This is a genomic window from Citrobacter sp. wls613 (assembly GCF_005281195.1).
Classification (GTDB): domain Bacteria; phylum Pseudomonadota; class Gammaproteobacteria; order Enterobacterales; family Enterobacteriaceae; genus Citrobacter; species Citrobacter gillenii.
Genome location: NZ_SZXN01000082.1, coordinates 117977 through 133859, shown reverse-complemented (window position 1 = coordinate 133859; position 15883 = coordinate 117977). Strand labels below are relative to the sequence as shown.

General features: G+C 54.3%; 12 protein-coding genes. 8 read left to right on the top strand and 4 right to left on the bottom strand.

Translation table 11 applies throughout. The features are described from left to right. Window positions 1–63 precede the first annotated feature (63 nt). The gene (gene sbcC, locus FDX01_RS21310; RefSeq protein ID WP_137400419.1) at window positions 64–3195 is read right to left on the bottom strand and encodes an exonuclease subunit SbcC; all 3132 of its coding nucleotides are present in this window, start codon (window positions 3193–3195) and stop codon (window positions 64–66) included. Then, window positions 3192–4394, bottom strand: coding sequence for an exonuclease subunit SbcD (gene sbcD / locus FDX01_RS21305; RefSeq protein ID WP_137400418.1), 1203 nt, complete (start codon window positions 4392–4394; stop codon window positions 3192–3194). The genes sbcC and sbcD overlap by 4 nt, the downstream gene beginning before the upstream one ends. Window positions 4395–4586: 192 nt before the next feature. Between sbcD and phoB the strand changes: the two genes are divergently transcribed. From phoB to malZ, 5 genes are all read left to right on the top strand, one after another. Next, window positions 4587–5276, top strand: coding sequence for a phosphate response regulator transcription factor PhoB (gene phoB / locus FDX01_RS21300; RefSeq protein WP_096758099.1), 690 nt, complete (start codon window positions 4587–4589; stop codon window positions 5274–5276). Between the two features lie 50 nt (window positions 5277–5326). After that, window positions 5327–6622 (top strand): phosphate regulon sensor histidine kinase PhoR, encoded by a 1296-nt coding sequence (gene phoR, locus FDX01_RS21295; protein WP_096759459.1) that lies wholly within the window; start codon window positions 5327–5329, stop codon window positions 6620–6622. A 412-nt stretch (window positions 6623–7034) separates the two neighbouring features. Next, window positions 7035–8354 (top strand): branched-chain amino acid transporter carrier protein BrnQ, encoded by a 1320-nt coding sequence (gene brnQ, locus FDX01_RS21290; RefSeq protein ID WP_135912471.1) that lies wholly within the window; start codon window positions 7035–7037, stop codon window positions 8352–8354. Between the two features lie 81 nt (window positions 8355–8435). Further along, the gene (proY, locus tag FDX01_RS21285) at window positions 8436–9809 is read left to right on the top strand and encodes a proline-specific permease ProY (RefSeq protein ID WP_115259248.1); all 1374 of its coding nucleotides are present in this window, start codon (window positions 8436–8438) and stop codon (window positions 9807–9809) included. Window positions 9810–9947: 138 nt separating this feature from the next. Next, entirely contained in the window at window positions 9948–11765 is a 1818-nt protein-coding gene (gene malZ, locus FDX01_RS21280) for a maltodextrin glucosidase (RefSeq protein ID WP_137400417.1), read from the top strand. A gap of 46 nt (window positions 11766–11811) precedes the next feature. Here malZ and FDX01_RS21275 read toward each other — a convergent pair whose 3' ends face one another. Both FDX01_RS21275 and acpH read right to left on the bottom strand, forming a co-directional pair. Then, a complete protein-coding gene (locus tag FDX01_RS21275) occupies window positions 11812–12414 on the bottom strand; it encodes a peroxiredoxin (RefSeq protein ID WP_048212444.1) in 603 nt (200 codons plus the stop codon). A 167-nt stretch (window positions 12415–12581) separates the two neighbouring features. Then, window positions 12582–13163 carry an ACP phosphodiesterase gene (acpH, locus tag FDX01_RS21270; RefSeq protein WP_137400416.1) on the bottom strand — a complete coding sequence of 194 codons (582 nt, stop codon included), beginning with the start codon at window positions 13161–13163 and terminating at the stop codon, window positions 12582–12584. A gap of 93 nt (window positions 13164–13256) precedes the next feature. Here acpH and queA point away from each other — a divergent pair, with 93 nt between their 5' ends. From queA to yajC, 3 genes are read left to right on the top strand one after another with little or no spacing between them, the layout of a single operon-like run. Further along, complete coding sequence (queA, locus tag FDX01_RS21265) at window positions 13257–14327, top strand: tRNA preQ1(34) S-adenosylmethionine ribosyltransferase-isomerase QueA (RefSeq protein ID WP_137400415.1); 1071 nt, start codon at window positions 13257–13259, stop codon at window positions 14325–14327. A gap of 53 nt (window positions 14328–14380) precedes the next feature. Further along, window positions 14381–15508 (top strand): tRNA guanosine(34) transglycosylase Tgt, encoded by a 1128-nt coding sequence (gene tgt, locus FDX01_RS21260; RefSeq protein WP_096758093.1) that lies wholly within the window; start codon window positions 14381–14383, stop codon window positions 15506–15508. A 22-nt stretch (window positions 15509–15530) separates the two neighbouring features. After that, a complete protein-coding gene (gene yajC / locus FDX01_RS21255) occupies window positions 15531–15863 on the top strand; it encodes a preprotein translocase subunit YajC (RefSeq protein WP_052283894.1) in 333 nt (110 codons plus the stop codon). The last annotated feature ends 20 nt before the right edge of the window (window positions 15864–15883 follow it).

The following is a 15883-nucleotide window of genomic DNA, read 5'->3' as shown; positions in this document are numbered from 1 at the left end:
CTACATATTGTGCCGGATGGCGCTAACGCTTATCCGGCCTGTGAAGCCGCACCCGTCTGTCGACTACTCCACCGCAAACATCTTGTCGAGTTTGCTATAACCCAGTCCGTTGATTTTCTTCACCTTGATTTGCACCGGAATGCGCTCTTTCATGGCCTCGACGTGGCTTATAACGCCAATGGTTTTGCCGGTGGCATTTAGCGCATCCAGCGCGTCCAAAGCGGTATCCAGCGTTTCGCTGTCCAGCGTGCCAAAACCTTCATCAAGAAACAGGGAGTCAATGCGCGTTTTGTGGCTGACCAGATCGGACAGTGCCAGTGCTAGGGCCAGACTTACCAGGAAGCTTTCACCGCCGGACAGCGTGCGGGTATCGCGAACGGCGTCGGCTTGCCAGGTATCAACCACTTCCAGCTCCAGCGCTTCGCTGGCTTTTCGCTGTAGCAGATAGCGACCGTGCAGGCGGGTCAGTTGATTGTTAGCCAACCACACCAGGTTATCCAGCGTCAGGCCTTGGGCAAACTTGCGGAATTTATCCCCTTCTTTCGAGCCAATTAGCGCATTCAGATAGCCCCAGTCTTCGACCTGGCTGGCCGCCTCTTTAATCTGCTGCATTAATGCCTGCTGGCGCTGGCGGTTATCGCTGTCCTGCTTAAGCTGCTGGCGTAACTCCCCCTGTTGGGTGGTGTTCTCTCGCAGTTGTTGCGCCAGTTGTTGCAGCCGGGCTTGCAGGGTTTGTGCGTCGGCGTCCAGCCCCTCCGGGCGCAGCGCCTGATGCGTCTGCAGTTGTTGGCTGGCTTGCCCGGACAGCGCCGTTGCCTGCTGCGATTGATTTTCCAGCGTCTGTTTTAACTGCTCAAGGCGGCGGACGGTGTCGTCGTCCAGCAGCGCGGCAAGGAACGCCTCTTGATCGGCAAAGCAACTGGCCGCCAGGGCGGCGGTAAATTGCGCCTGCGACTGTTGCAAGCGTTCGCTTTCCAGCGTTTCCTGCTGTTGCTGTGCGGCAAGCTGGCTTTGCAGCGACACGCAGTCGTCGTGAATTTCGCGCCAGTTTTCAGGGATAACCGTTTCGGCTTCTGCGGTGTCCGTTGCCGGAAGCGTGTCGAGCAGCGGCTTCAGGGCGTGAATGCGTTCCTGAATCACGCCATGCTGCGTCTGTTTCTCCTGCCACTGCGCGAATTCGGTTTCGCGGGCGCTTAACCAGGCTGCCTCTGTGCCGTCTTCCGGTGCAGTCAGTGACAGCGCGGACAAGGCGCTTTCCAGCCCCTGATGCGTCGTCGCCAGCTGTTGTTGATACTGGCGTTCCTGTTGTTGCTGATCGTGTAACTGGTTTTCCAGCGTCAGGCGCTGGCTGAGCAGATAAAGCTGGCGCTCGTAGTGCTCCTGTTCGCCCATCCAGCCGGTAATATCCTCCTGAATATTCAGCGTAATATTCAGAGCGGTGCAAACGTCCTGCCACTCTTTAGTGAGTGCTTGCTCTTCCTGAGAGAGCGTCTGTATCTCTTCTGTCTCACGCTGGATTTGCTGTGTCAGGGCATTGACCTGCCCCAGAACCAGCAGACCTTCCTCTTTCAGTGCTGCGACTTCTTTGGCTAACTGGTCGCGACGTTGCTGGTTTGCACTCAGTTCCAGCGCCTGATACTCCGAGACCGCAGGATGTGCAGTAGAGCCGCATAACGGGCAGGGCTGTCCGGCCTGCAAAAGCGCGCGCTCTGCCTCCAGACTTTTGATTTTTTCTTCCTGTTTGCAGAGCGTTTCAACGTCCAGGTAGTGCTGATTTTTTTCTTTATATTGCTGTCGGCGTAGCGCGAGCGTTTCATTGAGCTCGGCCTGCTGCGCCTGCGCTTTTTGCACGCTTTCACCGTTCTGACGCAGACGTTTTTGCAACGGCTGATAGCGAGCATGAAGTGAGGTCAGACGCTGACGGAAAGCCCGTGATTGCGCTTGCTGTTCCATCGCGACCGCAACCTCATCCGCGGTGAGCGTCAGGGCATTTTCCGACAACGCCGCCAGTTTCTGGCGTAACTCAGCGATACGGGCAGCGAGCGCCGTAAGCTGATGCTTATCGCGACTACGCTGAGAAAAAAGTGCGCGCCAGCCCGCAATCTCCTGGCCCCATAAGCGGAATCGATCATGCTCCGCCAACCACTGCGCCAGTGCGGTAAGTTCGGTCTGAAGTTGCTCGTGGCTGCGCAGTGCACCGTTGCGGATGCGCGCGCGCAGCGAGGTTTTAGCGTGTAAGCGAGTATTTACTTCAATGATCCGCTGCTTTGTTTGCGCCAAGCGCGCAGTCTGCTCCTGCTGGCGATCCCACAGTGGACGAAGCTGGTTGGCAGGCTGAGCGAGCTGGAGTCTTGCCAGCTCAGGCGCGGCGTCCGCAAGCGCCTGTTGGGCCTGCTGCGCTAAGCTAGCCACGCGCTGCTGTTCACGAACCAGTTCGTCGCTGCGCGTAACCCATTGAAAATCTTTCTGCTGATGTTGCTGCTGCGCCAGCAAAATTTTTTCTTCGTCAGTAAGTACCTGCAAACTTTGCTGCAACTGCTGTTGCTGCTCTTCGCTTAACAGTACGACACCCGCCGCCTGCGCTTCGCATATTTCGAGCGTATTGCGCGCCGCTTTGTGTTTTTCAAACACCATTGCCGAAATTTGTCCGTAGATTTCGGTGCCGGTCAGCTCTTCCAGCAGCTCAGCGCGCTCCTTGGGTTTGGCGTTAAGGAAGGCGGCAAATTGCCCCTGCGACAGCAGCATCGAACGCGTAAACCGTCCGTAATCCAGCCCGGTGAGCGTGGCGGTCATGTCCAGTTTATCTTTGATTTTATCGGCGAGGATTTTTCCGTCGGCGCAGCGGGCAAGTTCCACGCGCGGGACCTGCAGATTGCCGTCAGGCTGATTACGCGCCCGATTCTGGCTCCAGAACGCGCGGTAGGCTTCGCCTTTAACTTCGAACTCGACCTCTGCCAGACACTCGGCGGTGTCGCGGGTCATCAGGTCGTTTTGCGACTGTGATACGGTATTCAGGCGCGGTGTCTCGTGGTACAGCGCGAGACAAATCGCATCAAGCAGGGTGGTTTTTCCGGCCCCTGTAGGCCCGGTGATGGCAAACAGACCGTTGCTGGCAAAAGGCTCTGCCGTGAAGTCGACTTTCCATTCCCCTTTCAGGGAGTTGAGGTTTTTCAGGCGCAGGCTAAGAATTTTCATGCGTCAGCCTCCCCGGCAAGCGTCTGTAACGTGTCATTAAACAGTTGATTAAGACGTTCCCGCCTCGGCGCTTCCAGTTCCTCCAGCGCCAGACGGCGGTCAAAGACTTCCGTCACGCTCAGTTCGCTCAGCGTTTCACGCCGCTCATTGGCCATAATACGCTCGCGCTGCTCCCGACTGCGGCGCACCAGCAGAACCTCTACCGGCAGGTCTTCCGTCAACGCCTGAATTTTGCGCTGCATGTCGTGCAGGTAATCGTCGGTGGTGATTTCAATATCTAACCAGACGGGCGTTTGCAGCTCTACATCGCGCCATTGCTCAAGCTGGGCGGTAATAGCGGCTAAATCGCCTTTCAATATTGCCAGCGGCTGCGTGACCGGTACGGTGAGATTGTCGACGGTATGTAGCTTGCCGTCTTCGAAGCTCACCAGATGCACGCCTTTGCTTTTGCCACATTCGTCAAAACTGAGGGCAATCGGCGAGCCACAGTAGCGAATATGTTCTGTTCCGCCGATGACCTGCGCCCGGTGAATATGTCCCAACGCGATGTAATCTGCTGGCGGGAAATTCTGCGCCGGAAAGGCATCCAGTGTGCCAATATAAATGTCACGTACCGCGTCACTTTTGCTGGCACCGACGGTCGTCAGGTGCCCGGTTGCAATGATCGGCAGGTTGCGTTCACCGCGCAGTTCACAGGCGTCCAGGTACTGCTGCTGGTAATAGTCGGTAATTGCCCCCAGCAAATGCTGTTGTTTTTCGCTGCCGGTGAGTCCCGCCTGGCTGGTGATGATGTCGCGTGGGCGTAAAAAGGGAATCGGGCACAGCACGGCGCCTGGCGTGCCGTCGCGGCGTTTCAGTATTTGCGGTCCATGGCCTGCGCTGGCGACCACCGTGGTGTTCAGAAACGCCAAAATATCGCGTGATTCATTAAGCGTGGCGACCGAGTCATGGTTGCCTGCCAGCACCACCAGGTGGCAGCCTGTTTGCTGCAAATTGACGACAAAGCGGTTGTAAATCTCGCGGGCATAGCTCGGCGGTGAGCCGGTATCAAAAATATCGCCTGCCACAATAATGGCATCCACCTGATGGGATTGTGCGGTCTCCAGCAGCCAGTCGAGAAAGGCCTGATGCTCGGCGGCGCGGCTCTTGCTGTAGAAGTTTTGGCCCAGATGCCAGTCTGAGGTATGAAGGATGCGCATACGAGTTCCATGACGAAAAAGCAATGAGGGGGATTATACCCTTGCAACGGCGTGAATATCTTGTTTCCGGGCTGTCATAATTCAACAACATTGGTTAAGCCTGGACTATCTTTTTCATAAATCTGTCATAAATCTGACGCATAATGGCGGCGTATAGAGGGTATGAACGATTAAATTAAAACAGGGCAAATCATGGCGAGACGTATTCTGGTCGTAGAAGATGAGGCTCCAATTCGTGAAATGGTCTGCTTCGTGCTCGAGCAAAACGGGTTCCAACCTGTAGAAGCCGAAGACTATGACAGTGCGGTGAATCAACTCAATGAACCCTGGCCGGATCTTATCCTGCTTGACTGGATGCTTCCCGGCGGCTCGGGGTTACAGTTCATTAAACACCTCAAACGTGAAGCGATGACGCGGGACATCCCGGTGATGATGCTGACGGCAAGAGGTGATGAAGAAGATCGCGTACGTGGGCTGGAAACCGGTGCGGATGACTATATCACCAAGCCGTTTTCGCCGAAGGAACTGGTGGCGCGCATTAAAGCCGTACTGCGTCGTATTTCACCAATGGCGGTTGAAGAAGTTATTGAGATGCAGGGGCTGAGCCTTGATCCCACCTCGCATCGTGTAATGACCGGCGAAGAACCGCTGGATATGGGGCCAACTGAGTTCAAACTGCTGCATTTCTTTATGACTCATCCTGAGCGCGTCTACAGCCGCGAACAACTACTTAATCATGTCTGGGGCACCAACGTGTACGTAGAAGACCGGACGGTTGACGTGCATATCCGCCGCTTGCGTAAGGCGCTGGAGCACAGCGGCCACGATCGCATGGTGCAGACGGTACGCGGAACGGGATACCGTTTTTCAACCCGCTTCTGACCGGCACGGAAAATAGCCCATTAGATCAAGTTGTATAGGGAGTGCGACGTTTGCTGGAACGATTGTCATGGAAAAGGCTGGTACTGGAGCTGATACTTTGCTGCATTCCGGCTTTTATCCTTAGTGCTTTTTTCGGTTATCTGCCGTGGTTTTTACTGGCATCGGTAACGGGTCTGCTTATCTGGCATTTCTGGAATTTACTGCGTTTGTCCTGGTGGCTGTGGGTCGACAGGAGTATGACGCCTCCGCCGGGGCGGGGCAGTTGGGAACCGCTGCTTTACGGCCTGCATCAAATGCAACTGCGTAACAAAAAACGCCGCCGCGAACTGGGTAATCTGATTAAGCGTTTTCGCAGCGGGGCTGAATCGCTGCCTGATGCGGTGGTACTGACCACCGAAGAGGGTGGGATTTTCTGGTGTAACGGCCTGGCACAGCAGGTTCTGGGACTGCGTTGGCCGGACGATAGTGGGCAAAATATTCTTAACCTGCTTCGCTACCCGGAATTTACCTCATACCTGAAAACGCGCGACTTTAGTCGGCCAATTAATTTGGTACTTAATACCGGGCGGCATCTGGAAATTAGGGTGATGCCGTATACCGACAAGCAGTTGCTGATGGTGGCGCGCGATGTCACGCAGATGCACCAACTGGAAGGCGCGCGGCGTAATTTCTTTGCCAACGCCAGCCACGAGTTGCGTACGCCGCTGACGGTGCTGCAAGGTTATCTGGAGATGATGCAGGAGCATCCCCTGGAAGGGGCAACGCGAGAGAAAGCGCTGGATACCATGCGTGAGCAAACGCAGCGTATGGAAGGGCTGGTGAAACAGTTGCTGACGCTATCGAAAATAGAAGCCGCACCGACACTGCCGCAGAATGAAAAAGTAGATGTGCCGATGATACTGCGCGTGGCTGAGCACGAAGCACAAACGCTGAGCCAGAATAAACACACGTTTACCTTCGACGTGGATAATCGCCTGAGCGTGATGGGTAACGAGGAGCAACTGCGTAGCGCAATCTCGAATCTTATCTATAACGCGGTGAACCATACGCCGGCGGGAACGCACATCACCGTGCGCTGGCAGCGGGCGACGGCGGGAGCCGAGTTCAGCGTCGAAGATAATGGGCCTGGAATTGCGCCTGAGCACATTCCTCGTTTGACCGAGCGTTTCTACCGCGTGGATAAAGCGCGATCGCGGCAAACGGGCGGTAGCGGGCTGGGGCTGGCTATTGTGAAGCATGCTTTAAATCATCACGACAGCCGATTGAATATCGAGAGTACGCCGGGCAAAGGGACGCGGTTTAGCTTTGTGCTAGCGGAACGTTTACTTGCCAAAAGTAACGATTGAGGCGTATCCGTAAGATTATCTTTCCAAAAGCCAGCGAAAGCTGGCTTTTTTACGCGGGTCAATACAGTCATCCTGAATTTTACGACGTCTGATTGTTTTTTGTTCGCATTATTACCCATACCTTTTTCCCGGAAATGGTGTTTTGTTCTAACTGGATTTTTCATATCGCTATATTGTTCTGGTTTTTAGATCCCACCTTGCTTTAAAACGTTATAAGCGTTTAAATTGCGCACCATGTGCTGTCATACCGACTGCATTTACGCGGTAAATCGAAAAACTATTCTTCGCCGCGCCCGGCTGGGAGAATTTCCCGCTGGAATTGATTAAAAATGCCGCTGTATCGTCCCAAAAGGGAAGGGCAAAAATTTAACCTTTACAACACCACATTCACATCCACAGGCTGTAAGACTTTATGACCCATCAGTTAAAATCGCGCGATATCATCGCACTGGGATTTATGACATTTGCACTGTTTGTAGGTGCAGGTAACATTATTTTCCCCCCAATGGTTGGTTTGCAGGCCGGCGAACACGTCTGGACTGCGGCTTTTGGCTTTCTGATTACCGCTGTTGGCCTGCCGGTGCTCACCGTTGTGGCGCTGGCGAAAGTCGGCGGTGGTGTAGACAGCCTCAGCACTCCGATCGGCAAAGTGGCCGGTTTAGTACTGGCTACCGTCTGTTATCTGGCCGTTGGGCCGTTATTTGCAACGCCGCGTACCGCAACGGTCTCCTTTGAAGTGGGGATTGCCCCGCTGACCGGTGACTCCGCGCTGCCGCTGTTTATCTACAGCGTGGTCTATTTCGCGATTGTCATCCTGGTGTCGCTCTATCCGGGCAAACTGCTGGATACCGTGGGGAATTTCCTCGCGCCGCTGAAAATTCTGGCGCTGGTTGTGCTGTCTGTTGCTGCGATTATCTGGCCTGCCGGTCCGATCAGCAATGCCATAGAAGCCTATCAAACTGCGGCGTTTTCCAACGGCTTCGTGAACGGCTATCTGACGATGGATACGCTGGGGGCGATGGTCTTTGGTATTGTTATCGTGAACGCCGCGCGTTCGCGTGGCGTTACTGAAGCACGTCTACTGACACGTTATACCGTCTGGGCAGGTTTGATGGCTGGTGTCGGCTTAACGCTGCTGTACCTCGCCTTGTTCCGTCTGGGTTCAGACAGCGCGATTCTGGTCGATCAGTCTGCTAACGGCGCGGCAATTCTGCATGCGTATGTTCAGCACACCTTCGGCGGTGCAGGTAGCCTGCTGCTGGCCGCGTTGATTTTCATCGCTTGCCTGGTGACGGCGGTTGGCCTGACTTGTGCGTGTGCTGAGTTCTTTGCGCAGTACATTCCACTGTCTTACCGTACGCTGGTGTTTATCCTTGGCGGCTTCTCGATGGTGGTGTCAAACCTCGGCTTGAGCCACCTGATTCAGATCTCGATTCCGGTCCTGACGGCTATCTATCCGCCCTGTATCGCACTGGTTGTATTAAGCTTTACCCGCTCATGGTGGCATAATTCTTCCCGCGTCATTGCACCTGCGATGTTTATCAGCCTGATTTTTGGTATCCTTGATGGCATTAAAGCTTCTGCAATTGGCGACGTGTTACCGGCCTGGACCCAGCGTTTACCGCTGGCAGAGCAAGGTCTGGCGTGGTTGATGCCAACAGTCGTGATGGTGGTCCTGGCCGTAATTTGGGACCGCGCAGCAGGTCGACAAGTGACCTCCAGCGCACACTAATATCACTGACAATAAGTTTTAACCACGGGGCTATTAATATGGCCCCGTGGTTTTTTTATTGTGTTAACAGGTTAGGAATCGATGGAAAGTAATAACAAGCTAAAGCGTGGGCTGAGCACCCGGCACATCCGCTTTATGGCATTAGGTTCGGCAATTGGTACCGGGCTGTTCTATGGCTCAGCCGATGCCATCAAAATGGCAGGGCCGAGCGTGTTGTTGGCCTATATTATCGGCGGCGCGGCGGCGTACATTATCATGCGCGCGCTGGGCGAAATGTCCGTTCATAACCCAGCAGCCAGCTCGTTTTCGCGCTATGCGCAGGAAAACCTCGGACCGTTGGCAGGCTACATTACCGGCTGGACCTACTGTTTTGAAATCCTGATTGTCGCTATTGCCGACGTGACCGCCTTCGGTATTTATATGGGCGTCTGGTTCCCGGCGGTGCCGCACTGGATTTGGGTTCTGAGCGTAGTGCTGATTATCTGCGCCATCAACCTGATGAGTGTGAAGGTGTTTGGCGAACTGGAGTTCTGGTTCTCATTCTTTAAGGTCGCCACCATCATCATTATGATTGTCGCCGGTTTTGGCATCATCATTTGGGGGATCGGCAACGGTGGGCAACCAACCGGCATCCATAACCTGTGGAGCAACGGTGGGTTCTTCAGTAACGGCTGGCTGGGCATGATTATGTCGCTGCAAATGGTGATGTTTGCCTATGGTGGCATTGAAATCATCGGCATTACTGCCGGTGAAGCGAAGAACCCGCAGGAGTCGATCCCGCGTGCAATTAACTCCGTGCCGATGCGAATCCTCGTGTTTTACGTGGGCACGCTGTTCGTCATTATGTCTATTTACCCATGGAATCAGGTGGGCACCGACGGGAGTCCTTTTGTTCTGACGTTCCAGCATATGGGCATTACCTTTGCGGCAGGTATCCTTAACTTTGTGGTGCTGACCGCTTCGCTGTCGGCGATCAACTCTGATGTCTTTGGCGTGGGCCGTATGCTGCACGGTATGGCGGAGCAGGGAAGTGCACCGAAAATGTTCGCCAAAACCTCGCGTCGCGGCGTGCCGTGGGTGACGGTGATGGTGATGACCATTGCCCTGCTGTTTGCGGTGTATCTCAACTACATCATGCCGGAGAACATCTTCCTGGTGATCGCCTCGTTGGCGACGTTTGCCACGGTGTGGGTATGGATCATGATCCTGCTGTCGCAGATTGCCTTCCGCCGTCGTCTGCCGCCGGAAGAGGTCAAAGCACTGACGTTTAAAGTACCGGGCGGTGTGGTTACGACGGTGATTGGCCTGATTTTCCTGGTCTTTATTATCGGGCTTATTGGCTACCATCCGGATACCCGTATTTCACTGTACGTTGGTTTTGCGTGGATTGCCCTGCTGCTGGTGGGGTGGGTGTTCAAACGCCGCCGTGAGCGTCAACCGGCTGAAGCACAGTAATTTTTTTGCCGGGTAAGGCTTGCGCCTCCCGGCATTTTCTCCTCCCCCGAACTCCTCCCCCAATAAACGTTAAGATGATGAGTGATCCTTAACTTTCCTATGGCAAGGTGACTTCATTTTCATCAAAGGGGATACGTGATGTTGAACGCTTGGCACCTTCCGGTTGCCCCATTTGTTAAGCAAAACAACGATAAACTGACGATTACGCTCTGGCTGGCAGGGGACAATCAACCCCAGCGGGTCACGTTACGCGCAGAAAATGATAACGAAGAGATCTCGCTCGGCATGCATAAGCAGCGCAGCCAGCCGCAGCCTGGCGTGACCGCGTGGCGCGCGGCAATCGATCTCTCCTGCGGCCAGCCACGTCGACGCTATAGCTTTAAGCTGCTGTGGCTCGATCGCCAGCTGTGGTTTACCCCGCAAGGGTTCAGCCGATTTCCGCCCGCGCGGCTGGAACAGTTTGCTGTGGATGTGCCAGACAATGGTCCGCAATGGGTGGCCGACCAGGTTTTCTATCAGATTTTCCCGGACCGCTTTGCCCGCAGTCAGTCGCGCGATACAGAACAGGATAACGTCTATTACCACCACGCGGCCGGGCACGATATTGTGCTGCGCGACTGGGATGAACCGCTGAACGCACAGGCCGGAGGCTCGACTTTCTATGGTGGTGATTTGGACGGGATCAGCGAGAAGCTGCCGTACCTGAAAAGCTTAGGGGTAACAGCACTGTATCTGAACCCGGTGTTTACCGCACCGAGCATGCATAAATACGATACTGAAGATTATCGCCATGTTGACCCCCGGTTTGGTGGCGACAGGGCGCTATTACGCCTGAGGCATAACACGCAGCAACAGGGAATGCGCCTGGTGTTGGACGGCGTATTCAATCACAGTGGCGATTCGCACGCCTGGTTCGACAGGCATCATCAGGGAACAGACGGGGCGTGCCATAACCCGGACTCGCCCTGGCGCGACTGGTACCATTTCTCTGACGACGGCGTCGCATTGGACTGGCTGGGTTACGCCAGCCTGCCGAAGCTGGATTTTGCCTCGGAAAGCCTGGTGAACGAAATTTATCGCGGCGAGGACAGCATTGTCCGTCACTGGTTAAAAGCGCCGTGGAGCATGGACGGCTGGCGGCTTGATGTTGTGCACATGCTGGGAGAAGCCGGTGGAGCGCGCAATAACCTGCAGCATGTGGCCGGGATCACCCAGGCGGCGAAAGAAACGCAGCCAGAAGCCTATGTGGTCGGTGAACACTTTGGCGATGCGCGCCAGTGGCTGCAGGCCGATGCCGAAGATGCCGCCATGAACTACCGTGGTTTTACCTTCCCGCTCTGGGGATTTCTCGCCAACACCGACATCTCTTACGATCCGCAGTCTATTGATGCTCAAACGTGCATGGCGTGGATGGATAACTACCGTGCGGGATTATCGCATCAGCAGCAGTTGCGTATGTTCAACCAGCTCGACAGCCACGATACCGCTCGTTTTAAATCTTTACTGGGCAAAGATGTTGCGCGCCTGCCTCTGGCGGTGGTGTGGCTGTTTACGTGGCCTGGCGTGCCGTGTATTTACTACGGTGATGAAGTGGGGCTGGATGGAAATAACGATCCGTTCTGTCGTAAACCGTTCCCGTGGCAGAAGGATCAACAGGACGGCGAACTGTTGGCGCTGTACCAGCGGTTGGCGAAATTACGTCATCGTAGCAAGGCGCTACGCCACGGCGGCTGTCAGGTAATTTACGCCGAAGATAACGTGGTGGTATTTGTCCGGGTACTTAACCAGCAGCGCGTACTGGTGGCGATTAACCGGGGACACGCCTGTGAAGTGGTGCTGCCGTCGTCGCCGTTGCTCAATGTCGCGCAGTGGCGGCACGAAGAGGGCAAAGGCCAGACTATGGGCGATGTACTGACGTTGCCTGCAATCTCAGCGTCGGTGTGGTCGGGTCATTGAGATAAAAAAAGGCCCGCATTTGCGGGCCTTGTTCAATTCATGCCAATTACAGGCTGGAGACGTTTTCGGTCAGGTATTTTGCCACGCCGTCCGGAGACGCGTTCATACCTTCTTTACCTTTTTCCCACTGTGCAGGGCAAACGTCACCGTGCTCTTCGTGGAACTGCAGCGCGTCAACCATACGCAGCATTTCGTCGATGTTACGACCCAGCGGCAGATCGTTAACCACCTGGTGGCGAACAACGCCGTTCGCGTCGATCAGGAAAGAACCGCGCAGAGCAACGCCCGCTTCCGGGTGCTCGATACCGTAAGCTTTCTGGATTTCGCGCTTGATGTCAGCAACCATTGCGTATTTCACTGCACCGATGCCGCCTTTGTCGACAGGGGTGTTACGCCATGCGTTATGGACAAATTCAGAGTCAAAAGAAACGCCAACCACTTCAACGCCGCGCTTCTGGAATTCTTCGTAACGTTTGTCGAACGCGATCAGTTCAGACGGGCAAACGAAGGTGAAGTCCATCGGCCAGAAGAACAGAACGGTGGTTTTACCGTTGGTATGCTGTTTGAAGTTGAAGTTATCAACAATCTCACCGCTACCCAGTACCGCAGCTGCTGTGAAATCCGGAGCCTGACGAGTTACCAGTACCATATAATTCTCCTGCAAAGTTAAGGGTTTTTTGGAACGCAACGCGGGCCAGTATAGAGAGTGTTCGGGAATAAGACAAAGAGGCGCTGACAATCAATGAGACAGGTTTTGGCTATCAATGTTTTGCCGGATGGTGGCGTCACCTTATCCGGCCCAGTGCTGTCGGGCGATCAAAGTGCTTTACGGCGGGCCTGTTCCATCATCTGCGGATAAAAACGCCAGAAGCGTTCTTCCAGCGCGTCGTAATGTCTGTCCAGGTCATACCACGAGTCGCGCAGGGCATCGAGACGCGGGCGGCGGCTGGCCATGCCATTGAGCACATCCTGGATAAAATCCATATCCTGATAGCGCTCCAGCCATTTCTCTGACCACATGTAATTGTTCAGATTGACAAAGTGCGGCGGCGATTCAGGCAAGATTGTGGCAACCTGAGTATGGGCGTAGCGGACAAAGGCTGCTAATGGGAAGTCGGGCGAGATTTCTGCCCAGTGGCGCGATAAAAAGTGATCCCACATCACGTCGAGCGTAATCGGCGCGACGCGGCGCGTTTCGCTGCGAAACCACTCTTTAGCTTCACGGACTTCCGGCAGGTTGTCGGTCATGACGTCGATTCGACGATGCATGAAAATGCCGTCCACCACCTCAGGCGCAAAACTGGATGCCGGGTTTCCGCGAACAAAATCCGCCAGCAGGTTGCCGGAGAGTGAACTGTCGGCTAAATGCGCCAGATGTAAATGTGCAAGAAAATTCATTATCGATTATCTGTCCAAAAGCGGGGTAAAGGTTGCAGGGAAAGCGCCCCGGCACTAGACTACCCGCCTCTTATTTTAGTCTGAGTCAGTGTCATGCGCGTTACCGATTTCACCTTTGAACTTCCTGAATCCCTGATTGCCCACTATCCGCAAGCAGAGCGCAGTAGCTGCCGCTTGCTGTCACTGGATGGGCCAACGGGCGCGCTGACGCACGGTACTTTTACCGATTTGCTCGACAAGCTCAACCCCGGAGATCTTCTGGTCTTTAACAATACCCGCGTGATCCCGGCCCGCCTGTTTGGGCGTAAAGCCAGCGGCGGCAAGATTGAAGTGCTGGTTGAGCGCATGCTCGATGACAAACGTATTCTGGCTCATATTCGCGCATCCAAAGCGCCGAAGCCGGGTGCTGAGCTGTTGCTGGGCGATGATGAAAGCATTAAAGCGACGATGGTTGCGCGCCATGATGCGCTGTTTGAAGTGGCGTTTGACGACAAACGCAGCGTACTGGATATCCTCAACGCCATCGGCCATATGCCGCTGCCGCCGTATATCGACCGCCCGGATGAAGACGCCGACCGTGAACTGTACCAGACCGTATACAGCGAAAAACCTGGCGCCGTGGCGGCACCGACAGCGGGTCTGCACTTTGACGATCCGTTACTGGCAAAACTGCGTGAAAAGGGCATTGAGATGGCGTTTGTGACGCTGCACGTTGGGGCGGGGACGTTCCAGCCGGTGCGCGTAGACACCATTGAAGATCACATCATGCATTCCGAATATGCGGAAGTTCCGCAGGACGTGGTCGACGCGGTACTGGCGGCGAAAGCGCGCGGTAATCGCGTGATCGCGGTAGGGACGACCTCAGTTCGTTCGCTGGAAAGCGCGGCTCAGGCGGCGAAAAATGATCTGATCGAACCGTTCTTCGGGGATACGCAAATCTTTATCTACCCGGGCTATCAGTACAACGTCATCGATGCGCTGGTAACCAACTTCCATCTCCCTGAATCGACATTGATTATGTTGGTTTCGGCGTTTGCAGGTTATAAAAACACCATGAACGCCTATCATGAAGCGGTTAAAGCGGAATATCGCTTTTTTAGTTACGGTGATGCGATGTTTATCACGTACAATCCGCAGGCTATTTCTGAGCGTGTCGGGGAGTAAGTTCCCGGCATGAGTATTTTACGTCGGACTGTTTTTCTGACGCAGGAGTTAAGATGAAATTTGAACTGGATACCACAGACGGTCGCGCTCGCCGCGGACGCCTTGTTTTTGATCGTGGCGTAGTGGAAACGCCTGCTTTTATGCCTGTCGGTACCTACGGTACGGTGAAAGGTATGACGCCGGAAGAAGTTGAAGCGACCGGCGCACAAATTATTCTCGGCAACACGTTCCACCTGTGGCTGCGCCCAGGGCAGGAAATCATGAAGCTGCATGGCGATTTGCATGACTTCATGCAGTGGAAAGGACCGATCCTCACCGATTCTGGCGGTTTCCAGGTATTCAGCCTGGGCGATATCCGTAAGATTACCGAGCAGGGTGTACATTTCCGCAACCCGATCAACGGCGATCCGATTTTCCTCGATCCTGAGAAATCGATGGAGATTCAATACGATCTCGGTTCCGATATCGTGATGATTTTCGACGAATGTACACCGTACCCGGCTGACTGGGACTATGCTAAACGCTCGATGGAGATGTCATTGCGTTGGGCACAGCGTAGCCGTGACCGTTTTGATAGCCTCGGCAACAAAAATGCGCTTTTTGGCATCATTCAGGGCAGCGTTTACGAAGATTTACGTGATATCTCTGTTAAAGGTCTGGTAGATATAGGCTTTGATGGCTACGCTGTCGGCGGTTTGGCTGTGGGTGAACCGAAAGAAGACATGCACCGTATTCTGGAACATGTTTGCCCACAAATTCCGGCAGATAAACCTCGTTACCTGATGGGCGTCGGCAAACCAGAAGATCTGGTTGAAGGCGTGCGTCGTGGTATCGATATGTTTGACTGTGTGATGCCAACGCGAAATGCCCGTAATGGCCATTTGTTTGTGACTGACGGCGTGGTAAAAATTCGTAACGCGAAACATAAAAGCGACACCAGTCCACTCGACGCTGAGTGCGATTGTTACACCTGTCGCAATTATTCACGCGCTTACTTGCATCATCTTGACCGTTGCAACGAAATATTGGGCGCGCGACTCAATACCATTCATAACCTTCGCTACTACCAGCGCTTGATGGCGGGTTTACGCAAGGCTATTGAAGAGGGTAAATTAGAGAGCTTCGTAACCGATTTTTACCAACGTCAGGGTCGACCTGTTCCACCTGTGAACGTTGATTAATTTTAATAATGAGGGAATTTGAATGAGCTTTTTTATTTCTGATGCGGTAGCGGCAACAGGTGCTCCGGCGCAGGGCAGCCCGATGTCTCTGATTCTGATGCTGGTGGTGTTTGGTCTGATTTTCTACTTCATGATCCTGCGTCCACAGCAAAAGCGTACCAAAGAGCATAAAAATCTGATGAGCTCCATTGCCAAAGGTGATGAAGTCCTGACGAACGGTGGCCTGGTCGGTCGTGTGACCAAAGTAGCGGAAACTGGCTACATCTCTATCGCACTGAACGACACCACTGAAGTGGTTATCAAACGTGACTTCGTAGCTGCCGTTCTGCCGAAAGGCACCATGAAGGCGCTGTAATATTCCGTTTTCCCAAAGGG